This is a genomic window from Pseudoalteromonas sp. MMG033, assembly GCF_057197785.1.
The window spans coordinates 584,082-605,578 of the sequence record NZ_JBXVAL010000002.1 but is presented as its reverse complement, the minus strand read 5'-3'; the positions used below and the strand labels follow the sequence as shown (position 1 = coordinate 605,578).

At 38.4% G+C, this 21,497-nt stretch carries 16 protein-coding genes; 8 read left to right on the top strand and 8 right to left on the bottom strand.

Annotated features, from left to right (window positions below):
* The first annotated feature begins 6 nt into the window (after positions 1–6).
* The 6 genes from AC2CZC_RS23790 (at position 7) to AC2CZC_RS23765 (ending at position 11,405) form a co-directional block, all read left to right on the top strand.
* Entirely contained in the window at positions 7–612 is a 606-nt protein-coding gene (locus tag AC2CZC_RS23790; RefSeq protein ID WP_484585734.1) for an energy transducer TonB, read from the top strand.
* 17 nt (positions 613–629) lie between these two features.
* Positions 630–1,934: a tetratricopeptide repeat protein gene (locus tag AC2CZC_RS23785; RefSeq protein WP_484585733.1), complete on the top strand. Its 1,305-nt coding sequence runs from the start codon at positions 630–632 to the stop codon at positions 1,932–1,934.
* 174 nt (positions 1,935–2,108) lie between these two features.
* On the top strand, positions 2,109–3,761 hold the full coding sequence (locus AC2CZC_RS23780) for a hypothetical protein (protein WP_484585732.1): 1,653 nt from the start codon (positions 2,109–2,111) through the stop codon (positions 3,759–3,761).
* Positions 3,762–3,841: 80 nt separating this feature from the next.
* Positions 3,842–6,556 carry a TonB-dependent receptor plug domain-containing protein gene (locus AC2CZC_RS23775; RefSeq protein WP_484585731.1) on the top strand — a complete coding sequence of 905 codons (2,715 nt, stop codon included), beginning with the start codon at positions 3,842–3,844 and terminating at the stop codon, positions 6,554–6,556.
* A 652-nt stretch (positions 6,557–7,208) separates the two neighbouring features.
* Positions 7,209–8,318, top strand: a complete 1,110-nt coding sequence (asd, locus tag AC2CZC_RS23770; protein ID WP_484585730.1) for an aspartate-semialdehyde dehydrogenase — start codon at positions 7,209–7,211, stop codon at positions 8,316–8,318.
* Positions 8,319–9,326: 1,008 nt separating this feature from the next.
* Positions 9,327–11,405, top strand: a complete 2,079-nt coding sequence (locus AC2CZC_RS23765) for a hypothetical protein (protein WP_484585729.1) — start codon at positions 9,327–9,329, stop codon at positions 11,403–11,405.
* 512 nt (positions 11,406–11,917) lie between these two features.
* Here AC2CZC_RS23765 and AC2CZC_RS23760 read toward each other — a convergent pair.
* The 8 genes from AC2CZC_RS23760 to AC2CZC_RS23725 all read right to left on the bottom strand — a co-directional run bounded on the left by AC2CZC_RS23760 (position 11,918) and on the right by AC2CZC_RS23725 (position 19,360).
* Positions 11,918–13,270: a phospholipase effector Tle1 domain-containing protein gene (locus AC2CZC_RS23760; protein ID WP_484585728.1), complete on the bottom strand. Its 1,353-nt coding sequence runs from the start codon at positions 13,268–13,270 to the stop codon at positions 11,918–11,920.
* Positions 13,271–13,438: 168 nt separating this feature from the next.
* Entirely contained in the window at positions 13,439–14,677 is a 1,239-nt protein-coding gene (locus AC2CZC_RS23755; protein WP_484585727.1) for a His-Xaa-Ser system-associated MauG-like protein, read from the bottom strand.
* Position 14,678: 1 nt separating this feature from the next.
* Complete coding sequence (locus tag AC2CZC_RS23750; protein WP_484585726.1) at positions 14,679–15,044, bottom strand: TIGR03982 family His-Xaa-Ser system protein; 366 nt, start codon at positions 15,042–15,044, stop codon at positions 14,679–14,681.
* Complete coding sequence (hxsA, locus tag AC2CZC_RS23745) at positions 15,041–15,619, bottom strand: His-Xaa-Ser repeat protein HxsA (protein WP_484585725.1); 579 nt, start codon at positions 15,617–15,619, stop codon at positions 15,041–15,043. The genes AC2CZC_RS23750 and hxsA overlap by 4 nt, the downstream gene beginning before the upstream one ends.
* Entirely contained in the window at positions 15,616–16,635 is a 1,020-nt protein-coding gene (hxsC, locus tag AC2CZC_RS23740) for a His-Xaa-Ser system radical SAM maturase HxsC (RefSeq protein WP_484585724.1), read from the bottom strand. The genes hxsA and hxsC overlap by 4 nt, the downstream gene beginning before the upstream one ends.
* 79 nt (positions 16,636–16,714) lie before the next feature.
* Positions 16,715–18,121: a His-Xaa-Ser system radical SAM maturase HxsB gene (hxsB, locus tag AC2CZC_RS23735; protein ID WP_484585723.1), complete on the bottom strand. Its 1,407-nt coding sequence runs from the start codon at positions 18,119–18,121 to the stop codon at positions 16,715–16,717.
* 1 nt (position 18,122) lies between these two features.
* Positions 18,123–18,470, bottom strand: coding sequence for a hypothetical protein (locus AC2CZC_RS23730; protein ID WP_484585722.1), 348 nt, complete (start codon positions 18,468–18,470; stop codon positions 18,123–18,125).
* A 566-nt stretch (positions 18,471–19,036) separates the two neighbouring features.
* Entirely contained in the window at positions 19,037–19,360 is a 324-nt protein-coding gene (locus AC2CZC_RS23725; protein WP_484585721.1) for a helix-turn-helix domain-containing protein, read from the bottom strand.
* 100 nt (positions 19,361–19,460) lie between these two features.
* Between AC2CZC_RS23725 and AC2CZC_RS23720 the strand changes: the two genes are divergently transcribed.
* Both AC2CZC_RS23720 and AC2CZC_RS23715 read left to right on the top strand, forming a co-directional pair.
* Entirely contained in the window at positions 19,461–20,021 is a 561-nt protein-coding gene (locus tag AC2CZC_RS23720; RefSeq protein ID WP_484585720.1) for a hypothetical protein, read from the top strand.
* Positions 20,018–21,382, top strand: a complete 1,365-nt coding sequence (locus AC2CZC_RS23715) for a DEAD/DEAH box helicase (protein WP_484585719.1) — start codon at positions 20,018–20,020, stop codon at positions 21,380–21,382. The genes AC2CZC_RS23720 and AC2CZC_RS23715 overlap by 4 nt, the downstream gene beginning before the upstream one ends.
* Positions 21,383–21,497: the final 115 nt, after the last annotated feature.

The following is a 21,497-nucleotide window of genomic DNA, read 5'->3' as shown; positions in this document are numbered from 1 at the left end:
AAGAAAATGCGTTACATAATTGCATTATTAGTTGCGGGTGTCGTTACATTCTTCTTGTTTCTCGGTATGCAGGCTTTGATCAATGGCGGTCAAGGCACTGCCACTGAGCCTGTCAAAGGCAACGTCCTTGACTTTGTTAGATTGAAAAAAGAAGAAACGATTGAAAAGAAAGAGCGCAAGCCTGAAAAGCCACCAACGCCTAAAGAGCCGCCTCCCCCTATGGAGGCGCCACAAATGCAGGCGAATAATCTAGATGCAGCGGGGGCAAATTTTGATTTCTCTGCAAATGTAGATGCTGATGTAGATTTAGCAGGGGGATTAGCACTTGAGTCCAGTGACGGAGAGTACTTACCAATTGTAAAAGTGGCGCCAGTATATCCAAGACGTGCACTTTCAAGAGGAATTGAAGGGTTTGTTATCGTTGAGTTTGTGGTCACTAAGCAAGGCACAGTACGAGATCCTGTGGTTGTACAAGCTGAGCCTGAAAATATTTTCAACCGTGCCGCAATGGATGCTGCCCTCAAGTTTAAGTACAAGCCGCGTGTTGTTAACGGTGAAGCCGTTGAAGTTGGCGGTGTACAAAACAAAATCACCTTCCAAATTAATGGGTAGAGTTAGGAGTTTGTATTATGACATTAATCAAAAATATACTGGTTCTTAGCGCGACGGCTCTAGCCATTAACGCGTCTATTAGTTTGGTGTCTTTAGTGCCTGAAGTGTCACTTTCGAGTGCGTATGCTGCGACTAAAACAAAACGTGTCCCGGCGCTCAGAGAAAAGGTATATAGCCAACTTGCTAGGGCGCAGAAGCTTGCAGATGATGGTAATGTGCAAGAAGGCCTAGAGGTTTTAGATTCAATTAAAGCGCGTTCATCGAGTATGAACTCCTATGAAGTTGCTATGATGCACAACTTTTATGGTTTTATTTATTACAACGAAAACCAGCTAGATAAAGCGATTGAATCTTTTGAACTCGTAGTGGCTGAAGAGGCAATTCCAGAGTCATTAAAGTTATCCACGACGTTCAGTTTAGCGCAACTTGCCATGGCCAATGGCGATTATGCAAAAACAGTCTCGTATTTAGATGATTGGAAAGCATTAAATACTCAGCCAGTAAAAGAAAACTATTATACATTGAAGGCCCAAGCTTTATATCAGAATAAATCGTATAAAGCGGCTCTTGAAAATATTAATACTGCGATTGCACTCGCTGAATCTAAAAATGAAGCACCAAAAGAGAACTGGTTGGTACTTCAACGTGCTTTATACTATTCGTTAAATCAACCTACGGATGTGGTAAACACGTTAGAAAAGATGGTTAAGCTTTTTGATAAGCCGCAGTATTGGATCCAACTTGGAGGTATGTATAGTGAAGTTGGAGCTGAAGAAAAGCAGCTTGCTATTTTAGAAACGGCTAAACAGCGTGGGTTTATTAAAACCAAATCTGAAGTACTACAGCTTTCTCAAGTTTATTTATACAATGGTTTGCCATTTAAAGCTGCGCAGACTTTGCAAGAAGGTATAAAGAATAAGGTAATCGAAAATACCGAAAAGAACTTATCTTTTATTGCCGAAGCCTACGTACAAGCGCGTGATGAGAAAAAATCAATCGAGTTTTTCAAATCTGCTGATGAGCTGGTGTCTCATGGTAAATTTCAGCAGCGACTAGCGGAAGTATATATTAATCTAGAGCATTTTGACGAAGCAGCAGACGCCGCAAGGGCTGCGCTTGAAAAAGGTGGGTTGACCTTTGAGTCAAATGCGTATGTTGCGCTTGGTATGGCGCAGTATAATTTAGAAAATTTCGACGCATCTATACTGGCATTTGAACAAGCGGAAAAGCATAAAAAATCAGCAGTGTTAGCGCGTCAATGGATTAAATACGTAAAAAATGAAAAGCTTCATAAGCAGAGTTTAAAAGAATCCTTAATGTAAAGTATAATAATTATTCGCAACACCAAAGCCGCCTTCGGGTGGCTTTTTTATTTTAAATAAAATTATCCTTGTCATCTTAAGTTATAAAATCTGTCACCCATTTGTAACACGTAATACCTATTCTAACTCTATTAAATAAATACGGTTATAACAATTATATCTTTGGAGACCAACATGAACCTTTCTGGTTTATTTAAAGTAAGCTTAATTTCTTCTGCTCTTGTACTAGCTGGTTGCGGTGGCGGCGACATCAATATCACACCTACAAATAACGACAATCATGTAGACAACTCAGTTGAAAATCCGGTCGTTATTCCAGATACAGGCACTGGTGGTGATAATAATGGCGGTGGTGATGATAACGACGGTGATAAAGTTGTAGGACCTACATGTGCAAGTTACACAATTGGTGGTTCTACGTTTGAAGGTGACGTAGAAGGTATTAATTGTAAATACCCGCAGTCATTCGCTAGCCGTGGCAAGAGCATCTCATCTTCATTCTTACTAGAAGCATTACCAAATGGCGGCTCGCACATTTTTGAAGGTGCACTTTTCATCGGTGATGATGTTGATACTTCTAAAGGCGGCACAATTGACCTTGATGGTCCAATTCTGACAATTGAAGCAGGTGCGACGATTGCATTTACTAAAGCTGATAGCTTTGTGCGTATTGGCCGAGGTTCTAAAATCCATGCGGTTGGTGAGCTTGACAAGCCAATTACATTCACCTCTATCAAAGAAATCGACGGTGATGCATCAACAGTACCTGCAATGCAGGACTGGGGTGGTATCCAGATTAATGGTTTAGCGACAACCGTAGAGTGTACTAAAACTGAAGCTGAATCAGGCATGTGTAATGTACCTGCTGAAGGCGTAGTGTCTTATTACGGTGGTAACAACGATGCTGACAACAGTGGTTCATTAGAGCATGTTGTTGTTAAATTTGCAGGTAACGGTGTAGAGGGTGATGAGCTTAACTCTATTACATTAAATGCGGTTGGTTCAGGTACTACAGTTGAATATATCCACATCCACCAAGGTTACGACGATGGTATTGAGCTATTTGGTGGCCAAGTTAACATCAAGCATATTGTTGTAACAGACACTGCTGATGACGGTATTGACTGGGATACAGGTTGGAAAGGTAACGGTCAGTTCATCCTAGTTCAAACGCTTAACCAAGGTAACCATGGTTTTGAAACGGATGGTGGCAAAAAAGACCCGACGACTGATGCTGGCGCAGACAGAGCAACAACGGTTTCTAACCCAACAATTGCTAATGCGACAGTAGTAAGCAACGGTATTAAAGGTCCACGTGGTCACGGTGCTGGCATGGAGATGAAAGAGTGGGGTAAAGCTCAACTTCATAACATGTTGTTCGTAAGTAAAGGTACTGAAGCAGGTTCTGCATGTTTTGACCTGTATGACAAAAATGAAGGTTCTGGTCCGGTAGGCGTTCATGCAAATGCAAAAGCTGGTGACATTAAGTTCCACAACTCAATTTTTGCTTGTGCATATAACTTTGAACCTGAAAATATCGTGTTAGACGGAGATTTGGCTGATTTTGATATCGAACAGTGGTTCACAGAAGATGGTAACCAACTAGTTGGTTTCAGCGCATTTGAAAACGTACTTGGTGCAGATTTAGCGACTACTAACGGTACTATCAAAGATAAAGATGGTAACAATGTAAGCGTTGAGTCATCAAAGCTTAGCGACCAGAATTCATTCTTTACTGACGTAACATATGTTGGTGCATTAGGTGAAGACGAGACGGACACAAACTGGGCAAAATTCGTAGCACAGTCAATCGAACGTACAAAATAATCTAAGCCATAAAAGAAAAAATTGAAGGGCGCTTTAATGCGCCCTTTGTGAATCGAAATTTTGGTTTAGAGGAATTACAAATGAAACCAATCAAAGTGTTTAAAACAAATTTGATAACGATTTCTTTGCTTTCTCTTTTAAGTCCTTTGTCTGCACAGGTTATGGCGCAAGAGACTGCACAAGAAATTGAAGAAGTTGTCGCGGTAGGAAGCCGCTTAAAGGGCAGTGCAAGTGCTGTCATTGAAGAGCGTAAGAACCAAGCCTTTGTTGCTGATATCATGGGCGCTGAGCAAATCTCTCGTACAGGTGACAGTGACGCAGCATCAGCACTACGCCGTGTTACAGGTCTGAGTCTGGTAAATGACAAATTTATTTATGTCCGAGGCCTTGGTGAGCGTTACTCTAGTGTTCGTCTAAACGGTGCGCAAGTACCGAGTCCAGATTTAACACGTAACGTTATCCCATTGGATATCTTCCCATCCAGCATTATTGAGTCATTGGCTGTTCAAAAGGCTTATTCACCTAATATGCCAGCAGCGTTTGGTGGTGGTGATGTAAATATTCGTACTAAGAGCATCCCGAACGATCGCATAATAAAGCTAGAAGTTGGTTTAACGCACAAAGATACGAACAGCACTGGTTTTGTATATAACGGCAGCGATGACGATTGGTTAGGCGAAGACGACGGACTACGCGCAATGCCAAGCACAATGAATGCGGCGCTTAACAAATATATCAACGGTATTTCGGACATTTCAGTTTTAAATATTCGTGATATTGAATCAAAAGAGCGTGGTGAGGCCGTTTCTCAAAACGAAGCGATCGATATCAACAAGTCTTTAACTAAATCACTGCACCGCGATTTTGGTATGGTTGAAAAAGACTTGGACCCGGATTTTGGCGCAAAGCTCGTTTATGGTGACAAGTTTGATGACGTTTTTGGATTTGGTGGCGCACTTGGGTTCTTATTCTCCGCGGCTTATGATCATGAGTGGTCTCATAGTAAAGGATACTCAGCGGTTCTGTCGTCCGTTGATGTAAAACCGGAAGATTGTGGTAAGTCTGAACTAGAGTGTTACTCTGCGAGAACCGACAAAGAATCAACTAAGAAAAACGTTAAGTTAAATACATCCCTTAACCTGGGTTATAAACTTGATGGTCATGACTTAAATGCGTCTTATATGATGCTCAGAGATACAGAAGATGAGGCGTCAGTTTCTCTTTATCAAGAGCCTTCAAAGTCATTAAGTATTGAAAGTGGCGAAATACAACGTAAAAACTTAACCTCGTTCGAGCAACGTGAGTTAGAAGTGATCCAATTCCGTGGTACGCATAATATCGAATATGACTTTGTCAAAGGCGTAGGATTCGATTGGCAGTATACGGACTCAACTGCAACGACTGATATTCCAAGTGAACTTGAAATCACTGCCAGGGATCGTTATACAGATGGTGTTTACACAAATACGTATACGAGCGGCCCATTAGGTGGTGATCCCTTCCTATATCGTTTTGTAGATATGGAAGATAAGGTTGAAAACTACGGTTGGAATCTGTCAAAAGCATTCTATTTTGACTCTTCTGAAGTTGAGCTTAAAGGCGGCGCATATTTTGTAGATAAAACCCGTGAATATAAAACGGATTTCTTCAAATATCGCTTTGGCCCAACAGAAAATATCGTTTTAGCTACTAATGCAAACGAGGCATTGGGTATCGGTAGTATTTTCCGAGATGACGAGCGCGTTGATAATACAGAAATAGAGCTTCTTTTCCAGGAGCCAACTGCCGATGATTACATAGCAGCACAAAAAACAGATGCGTATTATGGTAGTTTTGACTACATATATGCGAATGATTGGCGCTTTTCTGGCGGTTTAAGGTATGAAGACTTTAGACAGGTAGCACTTGCATTTTCACGTTCTGTATTTGATTCGGCCTTATTAAGCGAACAATTAAGTGGTGAAGCAATCCAGCAAGCTTCAGTAATGGAAGATGAGACTTTCGCTTCATTATCTATGACATATAGTCAGCCAACATATCAAATCAGAGCTGGCTGGGGTCAAACGATTGTAAGACCAGACCTACGTGAATTAACACCTGTTCAGTATCAAGACCCACTCACAGATTACAGAACACTGGGTAACCCAACGCTACAATCAAGTAATTTAGATAACTTTGATGTGCGTGTGGAGTTCTACTTTGAAAGCGGTGATAATTTCTCAGTTGGTGCCTTCTATAAAGATATCGAAAAACCTATCGAAGCTCAGCTAAACGAGCGAGACGGGCGTTTTACTTTAGAGTTTGAAAACGCTGATACGGCATATGTATACGGTCTTGAAGCCGAATGGCTGGTGGAATTATCATCTGATTTCTTAGGTGGTGCGTTCTTTACTTCTGGTAACTTAACAGTAAGTGATTCAGAAGTTGAAATCCTAGAGAGTGCAAGAGGGGACTTAACGAACCTTCAACGTCGCATGACTGGTCACTCTAAGTACGTTGCTAACTTACAGTTGAACTATGATTCTCACGATGGCAATCATCAGGGCTCGGTTATTTATAACGTATTTGGTGATCGTATCTTAGCTGCTGGTGTCAATGGTTTTGACGATGCTTATGAGCAACCAATTAACTCTTTGGATGTCGTGTATAGCTATTATCCGACCTTCAGCACGACAGTCACCTTTAAAGTTAAGAATTTGCTTGGTCAAGACTTTGAGGTTGAACAAAATGGTGCGTTGATCCGCTCTAAAGAAACAGCGCAACAAGTAAGCTTAGATTTTGCTATTGAGTTTTAAATAACGCTTAATAGGAATAAAGGCCACTTTTTAGTGGTCTTTTTTTTATTCTTGATTTTATTAAAATAATAATATATCTATATTAGTATATTTATTTTAATTTTTTTAAATATTTACCACTTATGTACGTCTAAAGCTTGAGGCTAGATATTGTTGTTTATAATTAATAACTTTCACTTGAGAAATATTACATTTACGTAAGCGTAAACATATATTAGATTTGGATTTTTTTTATAATCTAGATCAATATTAAGACTGATTTTTACTTGAAAATAGTACTAATTTGACTCATAATAGCTAACACAAAAAGGTTATCGCATATCCTTACCACATTCAGGTATTTTGTTTACATAAAATAAACATTATGCCGAAACAGAGTTCTAGTTTGATGCGCAGCATCAAGCTTGGACGCAACCTTTACATGTTGTATCCAAACCCCGCATTGCGGGGTTTTTTTATACCTGAAGTTATACTTGCCTCCCTAGAACCTACATTATCATTAAGGTCATTAAGCTATTTAAAATGAGCTGATATGAGTTATTTTTTAGTTGGCTTAAAAAGTACTAGAGCTGATTGATTAATTTTGATAGGTTAGACGTCTAGACGTACCCCTCACGCAATGAGTAATTTTAAATAAATAAAGGGTAATGTAATGAATAGTGTAGGATTTATCGGCTGGCGCGGCATGGTTGGCTCAGTGTTGATGGAGCGTATGCAACAAGAAGGTGATTTTGCTCACCTTAATGCGCATTTTTTTACTACCTCTCAGTCTGGCCAATTAGGCCCAGACTTTGCGGGTGCAGCAAAACCGCTCAATAACGCATATGACATACCTACTTTAAAAGAAATGGACATTATCGTGTCTTGCCAAGGTGGTGACTATACAAAAGAAGTATATCAACCCTTGAGAGATGCTGGGTGGGAAGGTTACTGGATTGATGCTGCATCAGCGTTAAGAATGTCTAGTGATAGTATCATTGTACTTGACCCGGTAAACAATGATGTTATTCAGCAGGGGCTAGAGCAGGGCGTTAAGACGTTTGTTGGCGGTAACTGTACAGTTTCTCTAATGCTGCTTGCACTCGGTGGCCTGTTTGAGAAAGATTTGATTGAATGGGTTAGCCCTATGACATATCAAGCTGCTTCAGGCGCCGGTGCTAGAAATATGAGAGAGCTTATTACTCAAATGGGTGCTATCCATAGTAGTGTAAGTGCGCAGCTTGAGAATCCATCTTCTGCTATTTTGGAAATTGATAAAATTGTTGCTGATAAACTCAAAGATGATGCGTTACCAAAAGATCAGTTTGGTGTACCACTAGCAGGTAGTTTGATCCCTTGGATTGATGTACCTATGGAGTCTGGCCAGAGTAAAGAAGAGTGGAAGGCTGAAGTAGAAGCCAATAAGATTTTAGGTTCAGTTAAGCAGCCAATTCCAGTAGACGGTCTATGTGTGCGTATCGGTGCAATGCGTTGTCACTCACAAGCATTGACCATTAAGTTACGTGAAGATATCGAAGTGAGTGAAATTGAGCGTATCCTTGATGAGCATAATGAATGGGTTAAAGTCATTCCAAATGAAAGAAGCGTTACGGAGCAAGAATTAACTCCGGTTAAAGTGACAGGTTCTTTACATATTCCAATTGGCAGGATCAGAAAGCTGTCTATGGGCGATAAATACATCAGCGCATTTACAGTGGGCGATCAGCTATTATGGGGTGCTGCGGAACCATTGAGACGCATGTTGAGGATCATCACAGGTTAACTGTTAAAAGTGCCTAGTAATTAAACTAGGCACCGCAATTTTTTAAAAGTGGAAGTCATAAATACTGTAAGTGTGCTCTGCGCTATTACAATCAATTACAGTTGCAGGTAGGAAGTTACTATCTAAGAACCACTTAGCCCAAACCATTGCACCATCCTGACATCTTGCATCTTATGTATAAGCAACTTTTTGGCCTGCTGAGACACCTTCAGATACATATTTATTCCAGCATAGGCGTATTTCTGAATTAGGAGTAATATAAGGTACAAACTTGTAATTAACCTTCATAGGGTATCCTCAAAACACATCTTTGTATTTTTATAATATGAGGGGCCATACTATGTTCTTTTTTTAGTTTTTTAATTCCATATCGTTATTAAGATAAAATGTCCAAAGTAGTTATAAAAATACAACTTCAATACCTAAGAAAATATTCACCTAAGCATGGGTCTGCAATTGGCAGTATCCACTTATCCATTCTGAATGAACATCTAACGACAACATCCAAATGAAATGCATATTTGACCGATGCACTTAGCCCTAGGTCCGTCTACTTTTTAGTAACTATAAAAGGGAAAAACGCCCAAATACATAGAACCCTAAGTTTAACTTTAATTTAACATTTTAATTGGATTTCATAATTGAATCTATTGCAAAAGCCATGATAAATGCAGTGAACTAACGATAATATACTCATAAAAAGGGACAAAATAAATGTGTACCTAAAAAAGAGGGGGTAATATGGCAATGCATCTCTATCGTATATTGAAGAAACTACACAATTAAAACAGGTGAAAGCCAGTCTTATTTTTATATATGTAATGAAATTTATACTAAATCGAGTGACTAATTTCCCATACTGCTCCATGTAAGTTAGTTCATAAAACTCAATATAATCACTCTATTATTCAGCATTTTTACAAAGTACACACTTGTCGACACTTCTAAAATAATGATTGTCGGGTAATATACCTGTGCGATTTACGCTCAATTTTAAAAGGATGATTTATGAAAAAAGCAATTAAAAATGCTTCCTTGTCTCTTTTATTGCTTGGCGCATATAGTGCTAATGCAGAACACACTCGAAATGAGTGGATTGATAAGTTTGAACTAATTAGTGCGCAATATCAGGCTCAATACCCAAATAGTTTTAGCCGGTCTAGCAATCTAGCTTGGGCAGAAGCGTACTATTTAGACGCCTTGTTAGAAATGTATATGGGTACAAACAATCCAGAATACTTAGATATATTCACATTACGTGTTGATATGGCGATTGCCCTTGCTAAAGATGATACAGGAATGGGCATAGATGGCTATAAAGGTTGGGGAGAGTGGGTATATTCTATTGACGCAATTGATAATTTTGGTGCTGAAGACGTTGATCCTCAGGACAGCTCGTTACCTGCACACTGGCATCGCTGGCAGTCGACAGCAGAAACTGCTTTTAGAAATACTGCTGACAAGGTTGTTGATGGCAAAAGTCGCGCTGGGTTTACGGTGAAAACTGCTCCTGCAACTAATCGTTGGCATGTTTTGCAGACACCGTTGAGGAACCCTCATAAGTCAAACGAAAACTTTGATCCTAATGGCAAGTATCAAATTAATTTCCATGCAAAAATTGAGAATTGCGATAGTGGCGTTAAAGGTTTGTTGCAAGTCTATGATTTTACTGAAAGAAAATTGCTTTTAAACACATACGTTGAATCTCATAGTTACACTAACCATATGGCGGAATTTATTGCGCCTTCAACCCCCTCAAATAACGTTCAAATTAGGCTATACGCAACGGATTATAAAAAGAATTGCACAGTGCATTTTGACAATATTCGAGTAAGATCTTGGCGTGAATATCTCGTACATGACGGCATGATAACGGCACCGATGGCTAAGTTTATTAAGTTGGCAAGGACAGGGCGACTTGATGCACGTTTTAACTCCTTGGCTGATGGCTATTATGACTTTTTAATAAAGCATACATTCCCTAAGTGGGAAAAAGACCTACACAGTACATTAAATGGTAATCTAGTTTATTTGTTTGCCAATGACTCTTCTAGCAGAAAGCCTGGCCAATCCTTACCTCATAATCAGTATCTTGCGTTACAGCGGACATATGCTGAGCTTGCTCAGATTGAGGGTAGTGATCCTAATCACCAATTTATGGCAAACCAGTTGATTGGGGCTTTTAAAAGCAATCTAACGCTTGGACAATATCAGCCAAATTCAGGCTTACCAGTTAATAAATATGAATGGAGTTATTGGAGTGTACTTACTGACAAAGACACAGTAAGTGACGGTTTTAACTGGACAGGAACGGAAGATACTAGCCATGGCAATCTAGATATCGCTGCTGTAGTAAGCAGTTATAATGCAGGAGTTGGGTTTAGCAAAGAGGAAATGAACTACTTTGCTAATACGGCTGATTTTATGATTTCACATTGCGCAAACTTTAGTAGGCATGTGAATAAATGCTACGACTCTGAATCTTTAACGTCTTTAAGGTGGTGGATGCAACTAGCTGAATTTAAACCAAGTATTTATCACGATTCGGAAGCTAAATTAACCTCGGTGTTTAATGCCATTCAAGGTGTAAACCAACGCTATTACATGGGCGCCATTGCGCAACTTGTTAAAGGGTATAAAGTTTATGATCAATCATTTGATGTTACTTATGAAAATGCTTTACCAGAAGGATGGCGCCACTGGCAGTCAACGCCAGAGACCGTGTTTTTGAGTGCGAGCAGTGCATTTAATGGTGCACAAGGGTTAACTGTAAAGAATAAGCCAACTTATGGCTGGCAAGTTGCGCAAAAGGTATTTGATTACGAGCCTGGAGCGACGTATAGGTTGGAATCGATGACACGCGTATTGTCTGGAGACGCGAACAGTCGCATTATGATTTACGATGCGACGACTAAAAAATCAATCGCCCAGAAGATCTCAACAAGTAGAACTTGGTCGCCATTAATTATGGAGTTTACAGCGCCAGAAACCGCAGGGCATCAATTGCAAATTTATCTGTATTCAACAAATTGGCAGGTTGACAGTGAGATTCATTTTGATGATTTAGAGGTTTACCGTATCAATTAATTTGTTCATTGTGGCCAGCATAGTAAGGGCTGGCCGCTACATGGCTTTGTGAAGAGGAGTAACTACAAGTATTGAAAATATGTATTGCTTTTATATTTGATTCAATATTTTTTCATTAGTGATTAGCATCAAAAAGCTATCAGTGACGCAATAAAAACATCCTATAATTTACGTTATGTTAAATTGAGTTTGTGTGTACTTTATTAACATACTACTTCACTTTAATTTAAAGGGCCAAATTGCATCTCTATATTATGTCCAATACTAGACATTATATATAGTTTACAATGTGTACAATTATAAAAATCATTATATATCAGAAGTATAAATTTGGGGAAATGCCCTTTACTGTGTATAAAAGTTGTGTGTCATCTTAGCCTCTTTCCTATCGGCATTTAATAAGTTGGGAGCTGACATAGACAGTGATTGAAAATTTGTTATTGGATTTGCTGTGCAGAGCAGCAGACAACTCTAACTACTCTCCTGACAGTAGTTAGAGCTGATTCGCTAAATTATTTATCGTTATAAAGGTTTGGTTCGTCAATGTGGAAACACTTAGCTCCATTTTTAGGGCTGTATTCCAGTGTATAGTCTGCTTTTTTGGGGTCCCTTTTTAATGGTCCATCTTCAAGCTCTACTCTCTCAAAACAATTTTTGAAGTTGATTGTTTCAGAATCTTCATCCGGGATCCAAGCAAACTCACGGAGTGTCCTAGGCACTACCTTTAGTCTTGCTAAGACACTGCTGTGTATAGTAAATATCCTCAATTTAGGATGGGCTGATTTCATATACTCTGGGATATTTCTATTCCAGTTTAGATATACATGGCCTCCAAGTATTGAGTCCTCTCCAATATGAGATACGGAGTAAGCATTTTCATTAACTACATGTTCGCGAGTTAATATAGAGTCCTCTATTTGAGACAACTTCCGAAGCATCCAGTTCATCGATATGCCACCCAATGGCTCTTCTTGAGCATAAGCTCCACCAACATCAGAGTGAGCTCCCGAAAACCAAACTTCATCAATCTTTTCGTTCAAATAGTCACCAACCTCTTTATGTTTAAGTTTACAATGTTCAGCTAAAGATGGCAGTATCATCAATTCTGGTGTGAATCGTTTAGCACGGTTGTCGTCTATCGATACTGCATGAGCAACCTTTTGAATATTACATACTTGGTCAATGTGTTTGTTTGATGGCTTTTCTAAAAAGATTTCATTGTTAAGTCTCATTTCAGTTGCTGAAACTGTATCCCATATTCCCATAAATTTAACGGTTACATCTAATTGAGAAGGATTAAAATTTTCTAAGGAAAATATACGTTCTTTTTTTATTTTAAATGATTCATCATTTCTATAGATGTCAACGATTTTTTCAACTAATTTTTTCCGTTCACTATCATTTAAACGCGAAGTATCCGGTAATCCTGCAACAAATAGCAATCCAGCTAACATTCTAGCGTTGTGAGCCCCCCTACTAAATCCAAACAAGTACAGATCGTCTTTATCTTCACGGTAATTTTTTAGTAAATAGTCGTAAGATTCTTCCAATCTGGAATCTAATCCGTTACCAAAAAGGTTTCCTGATACTATACGATACCATTCCGTTCCTACACCTTCTACATACATTGAAATTACATTTTTCTCACACTTTGAATTAACAATTTCATACATTTTGAACACGTTTGTATTATCGGAAGGAGAATTACCTGTACCATCAAAAAATATAGCAAAGGACCTTGTCTCCGCTAGTTCTGAATAACTAGAGCTACCTTTTCCGAGGTAACATTTTTGAGAGAGCTTATATGTCGATGAAGCGCAACTAGATAGCATGATCATGGTTAATATTAGAAAAATTACTTTCATTTTACATTCCTCTTTTTTAATGCACTTCCCCTACTCAAAAGCATGTAAGGTGCACTACCTTGAATGATTGAAGACTATCTTTTAGCAAGTGAACTAGTAGAGCCCAAAAATGATTCTTAACTAAGTAAAGTAGTTTAAATTATTTGTTATATATTAGGCATGTCAGAGTTAAATTGTAGATAAGAATTGTAGTAGCTTTTCAACCTCCTCCTGAGTCATTAAACCTGTGTATGATAATAAAGGACTTCTAGTACTAAGGAGTCTTCCGTAATTATATTTTTCGTTTTCCGCCCATTCATAGTCGCTAAGAAATATTATGGGGTTAAGGTGAAAATTCACGATTTCAGAAAGATCTTCAAATGCTCCATTATGTCCATAAGGTGCAGTTTTTGAGACCTTGAGCAATGAGGGGGTCTTGAATTTAAATCTATCAGAAGCGTCTAGCGATATCTCTGAACGTCCTAAGTCTTGGCTTAATATACTTACTCCAACAGGGCCTTGAGGAACTGCCAATGAGTGAAATGAAAAGTCAGAAAATAAATCGCCTGAATGGCAGGTTGCGCACCGCCCTTTTCCATAAAATAGAAAGGCTCCTTGTTTCTCAGATTGGGAAAGGATTGATTTATCACCTTTGATGTAGCTCGACCATCTAGTGTCGACACAGTTTTCGTTTTTTATGATAAATGCGGCAATAGCATTTCCTAAATCAGATAACTGAAATGAATTTTCAGTTATCTGATTTTGAGCAAGTAGAGTTTTGAATTTAACCCATTCTTTAGTTGTTGCTGATGCAAGTTTTTTTCTGATAGCATCTGTAGAAGCGTGGAACCTTTCACTATGATATTTTGAATCGACTTGGGAAACATATGACTTTGAATCCTCAGCATATTTCAAGCCGAGGAACTCATCTCGAGCTAGAAGTGGTAGCGTAGCTGATACGGCTAACAATGAGTGGTAGCCCAACTTTTTTCCATCGCCTATTGGCGTTACCCATTCTGAACCTTGACTTTGAACTTTACCATCCCAGAAATACGCTTGGTAACCTGAAAACCCTCTTCCAATTAAAGTAAACGAATTCCTAGGTACTAGAATTCCTTTCCCATGATTGAACCTTTTTACTCCTTCACCTTTACCTCCAACTCCAACTGATACTGGCAATCCATCGGTTCGGGTTTGTGATTCAATATGACATGTAGAGCAGGATGTATCGTTATTACCGCTTAACAATGTACTTTCAAAAACAAACTTACCTAGGTCAAAGAGCGAAAGGTCATGATGTTGCACGTCAGAGCAGTCAAGCCCCTTCAGATCATATGCTTCAATAACCTTATCAAGTTTAAAATCAATGTCTGTGGCCGCGTTAATATTTACACTTATCAGCAACAGGAAGCATAATAGTGGCTTCATACTACCTCTCCGTAAACTTATGTTGTTTTGCTATTTCAGAGGCAGGTCGTTGGTGAAGCTCAAGTGCTTTTAATCCAAGCTCAGATAATGCGTATTCAGACACACCATACTTAAGCATGTGCTTTTGAAGCATATCGTATTCATGGCAATCTAAGAGCTGAATATTTGATGATTTTGATAGGTTGTTGTTGTCTTCTTGTTCAATATACCAGTTACCGTCCATAGCTTGAGCGCATGCTTTAGAGTAGGCCATGAAATCATCTTTATTCAAATGTAAAACAACACTCGGAACAAATAGCTCTTTGCAAAGGTAGGCTATGACGCCTGTCACTACTGAAAGTTTGAAGATTATATCTAGCCATTTCATCTAATAAGTATCCCTAATGCGTTTAAGGTTGCTACATCTAACGTTTCACTTTGCTTCAACCCGTGGTCAAGTCGGTAAGAATTGAGAGCCTTTCTAGTTTGTGGCCCCATAACTCCATCAAGTTCACCTTTGTAGTAGCCAAGTGCATTTAACGTAAGTTGCACTCTTAGAATAATATTTTTAAGTTTTTCTTTATCTTGTTTTAATTGCTCTAGGCGCAGAGCGTCTTGTGATTTAGGTATTGTGGAATCTGGTCTGGCCGGTTGACTCAAAGGCTCTGACTGTTGATTAGTTCTGCTTGGTGTAGGTGAAGATTTTTTTGGAGCTGAATAGCCTCCCCCTGCCGAAGACCGATGTGAAGAGTGGCTCCTATGTGAAGAGTGACTTCTGTGGCTTCTATGACTTGCTATGAAATCTGGTAGTTTGAAATCGTTTAGAGGCGCAGTCACTATATCATCTAAGAATTTGAAGTTGTTGGGTAAACTGATGCTGAGGTCTGAATCACTGCTATTAGCATGAGTTGCCAATGCAGTAAACCCTGCAAACATACCGACAATATTGTTTCGCTTTTTCATATTATTCTCATAGTTGGGTTAGTCCATTTGTGTTTTTGGGAAACAAAGAATCCACCACATTGACACTTTAAGCTACAACTGAAACATTCCTCTTCGTATATGGCCTTCCAATCACTGATTGACTTGCAGGCATACTCTCTGAGGTGCTCTGGAAGGTGACAAAGTGGATAATTGAAAAGCCTTATAGGTGTTTTATAGCGATGCTGTAGTTTAAGAGTTCTTTCTAGCGTTTTTATGTATTGATCAGGAGGCACAAAAAGTTCGTCCCAATGCTTTTTAGCCCACCCCTCCTGTTCTAGGTTCATGATTGATATGCTCGTGATACTGCTTATGCTTTCAAATGCAAGTTTGACGATGCTTGGTAGTTGTTCAATATTTCTTTTTGTTGGAATGACTCTGATCTCTATAGGAAGGCCATGATTTCCAGCATTAATAAGTCCATCTATTGTTTCTGACCAAGCACCTGCTTCCCCTACAAGGTCATCGTGTATTTTGCTATTTATTCCATATAGAGGGATCCCACAAATTATATCACGGCCATGCTGAGCATTTTTAAACTCTTTCACAAACGAGAGATCATGAAATGCTCTGCCATTAGTGAGCAGATGTAATGGGGTGTGACATTCTGCATGCTTTAATGTCTCTAAAAACTGAAGAAACAGTGCTTTATCTAATAATGGCTCACCACCTGTGATGCCTACAAATTCCTTACTTTCAAAAGCGATGAGAGATTGAGCTGCATACGCAAACAAAATGCTATCGTCCTTTGTTTTTGGCGGTTGAGAGCAAAACTTACACATGTTGTCGCATTGCTCGGTCACTAGGACTGTATTTGAATTAGCTGTTTTACTGAGAATAACTCGACCACTACCTTTACCATCAAGCAATAATATATCGCCATGAGCGGTGTGTTTATCTGCAATCTTGGATTCAATTATAGGAACTTGCTCTAAAAATGCTGTAGCATCACTAGGCACGACATATACGCTTGGCAAAAAACCTTTTTCTAAAGTCACATTGTGGCTTTTAACAATTTGCGCGGGCCCAAAAAGACCTATTAGAGATTCATTAAAAAATGAATCTGTTCGAAGTACTTCACTCATATTCAATCCACTTTTCAAATACTGAGTTATTTGTCGGATCTTCCATAAGCTCAATTACTAGATCGAATACTCTTTTATGCAGGTCACAAAATGCCGATGCAGATTTATTGCCGATTGGCTCCCCTTGTTCTTGAAGATGATATATTGGATCCGATCCACATGCTGTTTGATAGACGCAATCGCTGCACCCTGGAATATCAAAATTGAATGAACTCGATAACAGATAATGTGAAAACTCGAGTTCAAGTGCGGCGGATGGCTGTTGTATGTTTCCTAGAATAAGTTGATTCCCCCCATGGCGCCTAAAAATCATACGAGCTTCGTCACTACCAAATATGTTGCCAGTATAGTCAATAATAAGGCTTTGTTTGGCGTATCCTGCAGGAGACATCAAATCTACATAACCGCCTTGTGCAGCATTGATAATCCGCTTGTAATGAATAAAAAAGAAATGTTCAATTATTACGTTACCAGAGTGATGTTCACTCACTAAGCGCAGGACAAGATTTTTTAGAAAGTCTACAAACTCTTTGTTTGAAAGCACGTTTGTTTCTCTATTGGCTGCAAACCCAAATGGGCTAACAGGCCTTACAAATAAGTCTTTTAAACCCAAATCAAGATGAATATCAACCAATTCATTATAATGGTTTATTCCTTCTTTAGTTACGGTTGTAACGCTTCCTAAATGGCCTTCACCAAGCTCGTCTGAAATTTTACGTACATTTTCTCTCATCAACTCAAATGAGTTTTTTGTGATTAGTTTTCGGTGTTTGTTGTGAGCATATTTTCCTGCATCGATAGAAGTTGAAAATCCAATGTTTTTATTTTTTGCGAATTCTAAGAAACCGTCGTTGAGCAAGGACAGGCTACTTGCGATGATAATAATGAAGTTTTGCCTACCGACTGCATTTTCAAGTTGATCGTAAAATTCTCTTATGAAACCTTCCGCAAGTAATGGCTCTCCCCCTTGAAACTCAATTTTATATGGAGGCGCTTCAGTCCGCTCAATAAATTCAATAATCTTAGGTATAGCGGAGTAAGGAAGGTCGTAACCTTCTTCGTTTTGATTTGCTCTACTTACTTGACAATAAGTGCAACTATGGTCACAACGAAGTGTGGGCACAATCATAATTAACCTTTGTCCTAAAACATCTCTTCTTAAGAGCTGGGCGTATGCAGCAGTGGTTAACTTTACTTTTGACTCAAAGTCGTGTTCATGTGCAATGAACGAGTTTTCTTCTAAGCTTCTCAGTAGTGAAGCCGAAGCTTTACCATCAACTATTTGGTGAAGCACTTCTTTTGAATCGAGCATCATGTAGTTGTTTGATAAGTTGGAGATAACAACCCGTCCATCACGGAGCTCCCGAAAATTTAGAGGGAGTAAGCGATATTCATTCATGTCAATCGCCTAATCCTGTAAGCGCTTTAGTTATAATCGCTGACTTTAGACCTTGTAAATTAAGGTCAAGCTTCTCTCTTAAAATATAGTCATTTAGCTGTTTTTCGAACAAAGCTGTAAATTGATAGGTATCATTACTACTATTCGAATCAAAATGGATATGCCAATGGGTTTCGTCTTGAAAGAGGAAACTATTTGTTTTTTCAGGCATCCAGTAGAGTGCTTGTCTTAGCGGAAGTTCGTTAACTGCTATTTTTAGGTAACTTAATTTTGGCATTGATTTCTCCACACCTTTGTCTGCATGTATAGGGTTATCAATAAAAGGCTTTTCATACCCCTGCACAGCCATAACTCTCCCTACTGATAATAAATTGCAGGTATATTGGCGATTGTTTTCTATTCATTTGTATCCATTTGAAATATAAATTAACATTCGAACTACTTGCCCCACCTCTCTGACTAAATAAAGCTTTATGTGATTGAATATCTTGTTTATGTTAGAGTAGGCTTTGCCAGAATGTTTGTACTGTCAGTGCTCTTATCGGCTGGCTCAAAAAAGCTTTTCGTAAGGAAAAAGAATATATCGCGCTTATATATTGTGGTTAGCATCTAACTATCCTTGATAACATGATATAGTAAGGTTAGCACATATTATTTCTTATAAATTAAATTGGTGGAATTCCAATTGAAGACATGCATCTTCTATAACTAATTTACGTAAATAATTGGTACAGGATCCAACTTAGCAAATAGCTAAAAAAAGCAAATGCTCTTCATTTAAAGTCAAAAGTTTATGTGTAAATATTGTGTCGCGATGACATAAATTGTGGGTTTTTAAAGGAAAGTGTATTATTGCTGAATTGTTTACTACTGAGATGTCAAAAACAATCGAACAATACATAGTAAAATTAGGATTTATTTTTGATTTGTGTTCAGAATTTCCTCAATTAGGTTTTTGACTTTAGTTAAGTCCGTTTCACTTAAATTATTGAGTGTGCAGACTATCTCGGCTGAATTGTCGTCTTCACAAAAAAAGTAGTTAAGGGGAACGTTTAATCTATCGGCAATCCTCTTTAGTGTATGTAAATCTGGTGTATGTCGATTTTTTTCGTAATGATTCATCCTACCACTAGCTGAGCTTTCATCCATACCAATCAATACCCCCAGAGCTTTCTGAGAGTACCCTGCTTTTGTTCTTGCTTCTTTAAGGCGCTTTGGTATTGGACTTTCGAATTGCACTTACAAGTCATTTAATAAATCTCTATGTAACTTAGATTTTCTAAGTTTTACTCAATTCTGTATACTTAGCAATCCTAAGCTTTGTTTTTTGGAGCCAGCCATGTTCGAAATCGTGACTTTAAATGGGCATCTTTATAATCAACTAATTTTAAGGGACTTTGACCATTTTACTGTAAGTGAGTTAATTGACGTGGTAGTCAAAGTAGAAAATTTTAATGAAAACAAAGATAAGCTAACCAAGCTTGTTTATCGTCAGCTTACCAAATTAGTCAAACATGGTTATTTAGGTAAAAGTGAGCTAAGGAGGGGGCGCAGTATTGTCTTCTACAAAACGACAATATTCGATAGTAAGTATTTGTCAATACAACCACAAAGACGAGCATTACTTCAAGTATCTAAAAAAAGCACAATTGAATCAAGCCCGCAAGGGTTTTATCAAGCATTAAGCAATGAACGACGAGAGCTTGAGGCGTATCAAGTTATTGCAATTAGGGAAATGGAGAAGTACAAAGAGTTACTTTCTCGTTACCCTGAAGAAGCCAGCTTTATTAATCCATTTTATTTAGAGTCCAGAGCTCAAGCTACTAACATTCAAGGCGATTTAGAAGCAGTAACTAAACTGCTTAAGCATTACCCATCACCACAGGGCAATAATCAATGAAACTGAGAGAGTGGCAACGTGAGTGTTGTCAAATAGCTTTACACAATTATAAAAATAGTCAATTTCACTTTTTGTGTTTAGCATCACCAGGTGCAGGTAAGACTGTTATGGCAGCGCAAACGGCAAAAAAACTTTTTGAAGCAGAGCTAATCGATTTTGTTTTGTGCTTTTCTCCGTCAATTACTATCGCTAAGAGTATTCAAGAAACATTTTCAAATTTGTTAGGCTGTAATTTCGAAGGACAAATTGGAGATAATGGTGGATCTTATACCTATCAAAGCATGTCACACAAAACTGGTCGTTTTTGGAGACTACTCAAAAATAATCGAGTGCTGGTAGTATTAGATGAAATACATCATTGTGCCGGTATTTCAGTCGAAGATTCTAATAGTTGGGGAGCCTTAATTTTGAGCGAGATTCAATACAACGCTCAGTATACTTTAGCGTTAACAGGCACTCCGTGGCGATCAGACAAGATACCTATTGTATTGTCTAAATACGCTGATGAACATGGGGCGATAAGTTGTGATTATATTTATGGACTGTCAGATGCTATAAAAGATCAAGTTTGTCGTGTACCTAAAATCATAGTAATAGATAGCGATCGTCTTACACTTAAAACAGATAACCAAACCCAAATATTTGGATCTTTTCAAGAGTTGATTCGTAGTAAACTCTTATCTTACCAAGATATAGTCACACAAAAAGAGGCTATGAATTATGTTTTGAAAAGAGGTGTTGAACAGCTACGTATAGTAAGGAAGTATGAGCCTTCAGCCGCTGGCTTAGTTGTAGCCTCATCTGTAGAGCATGCAATAGAATTAAAGAGGATATTAGTAGAATGTTTTTTGCAATCGGCTGTTGTTGTATCATATCGTGATCATAACGCTCAGGAAATTATAAATAACTTTCGTCGAAGTGATTCACAATGGGTAGTAAGTGTTGGGATGATATCCGAAGGAACAGACATCCCCCGGTTACAAGTGTGTTGTCACCTAAGTACGACAAAAACTGAGCTGTACTTTCGTCAAGTGTTGGGGCGAGTCATTAGACAAACTGGAAATCAGAGACAAGATGCTTGGTTATTTACAATTGCAGAGCGAAGTTTAATACAATATGCTGAACGTATTATTGAGAATATACCTGAAGAACATAATGTGAATATAGAGGTTGAGTTGATGTCGAAGACCGAAATTGACCTAGTTAAACCTTTTGTTGAAAACGAAGAACAAGTACATATCACAGACACTGATTTATTAGAATTGAATAAAAGCAATCACTTAGGAAAGCTTTTCGAAAATCAAAGTGATACAACATTGACCTTAGATCGCTTTAGAGCACGCATTATCAGCCATTTCTAAAGTAGAATTATAAAGTTATCATAAACAAACTAACTATAATAGATGAGTTTAGCTCAAATCTAAACTGACAATCTCGATATAAAAATCGGGAGCTGTCAGAATAAGTTTGAGCTTG

Excerpts from the sequence above, each read along its gene's own strand:
- AC2CZC_RS23790 (WP_484585734.1), top strand. The coding sequence starts at position 7 with ATGCGTTACATAATTGCATTATTAGTTGCGGGTGTCGTTACATTCTTC.
- AC2CZC_RS23785 (WP_484585733.1), top strand. The coding sequence starts at position 630 with ATGACATTAATCAAAAATATACTGGTTCTTAGCGCGACGGCTCTAGCC.
- AC2CZC_RS23780 (WP_484585732.1), top strand. The coding sequence starts at position 2,109 with ATGAACCTTTCTGGTTTATTTAAAGTAAGCTTAATTTCTTCTGCTCTT.
- AC2CZC_RS23775 (WP_484585731.1), top strand. The coding sequence starts at position 3,842 with ATGAAACCAATCAAAGTGTTTAAAACAAATTTGATAACGATTTCTTTG.
- asd (WP_484585730.1), top strand. The coding sequence starts at position 7,209 with ATGAATAGTGTAGGATTTATCGGCTGGCGCGGCATGGTTGGCTCAGTG.
- AC2CZC_RS23765 (WP_484585729.1), top strand. The coding sequence starts at position 9,327 with ATGAAAAAAGCAATTAAAAATGCTTCCTTGTCTCTTTTATTGCTTGGC.
- AC2CZC_RS23760 (WP_484585728.1), bottom strand. The coding sequence starts at position 13,270 with ATGAAAGTAATTTTTCTAATATTAACCATGATCATGCTATCTAGTTGC.
- AC2CZC_RS23755 (WP_484585727.1), bottom strand. The coding sequence starts at position 14,677 with ATGAAGCCACTATTATGCTTCCTGTTGCTGATAAGTGTAAATATTAAC.
- AC2CZC_RS23750 (WP_484585726.1), bottom strand. The coding sequence starts at position 15,044 with ATGAAATGGCTAGATATAATCTTCAAACTTTCAGTAGTGACAGGCGTC.
- hxsA (WP_484585725.1), bottom strand. The coding sequence starts at position 15,619 with ATGAAAAAGCGAAACAATATTGTCGGTATGTTTGCAGGGTTTACTGCA.
- hxsB (WP_484585723.1), bottom strand. The coding sequence starts at position 18,121 with ATGAATGAATATCGCTTACTCCCTCTAAATTTTCGGGAGCTCCGTGAT.
- AC2CZC_RS23730 (WP_484585722.1), bottom strand. The coding sequence starts at position 18,470 with ATGGCTGTGCAGGGGTATGAAAAGCCTTTTATTGATAACCCTATACAT.
- AC2CZC_RS23720 (WP_484585720.1), top strand. The coding sequence starts at position 19,461 with ATGTTCGAAATCGTGACTTTAAATGGGCATCTTTATAATCAACTAATT.
- AC2CZC_RS23715 (WP_484585719.1), top strand. The coding sequence starts at position 20,018 with ATGAAACTGAGAGAGTGGCAACGTGAGTGTTGTCAAATAGCTTTACAC.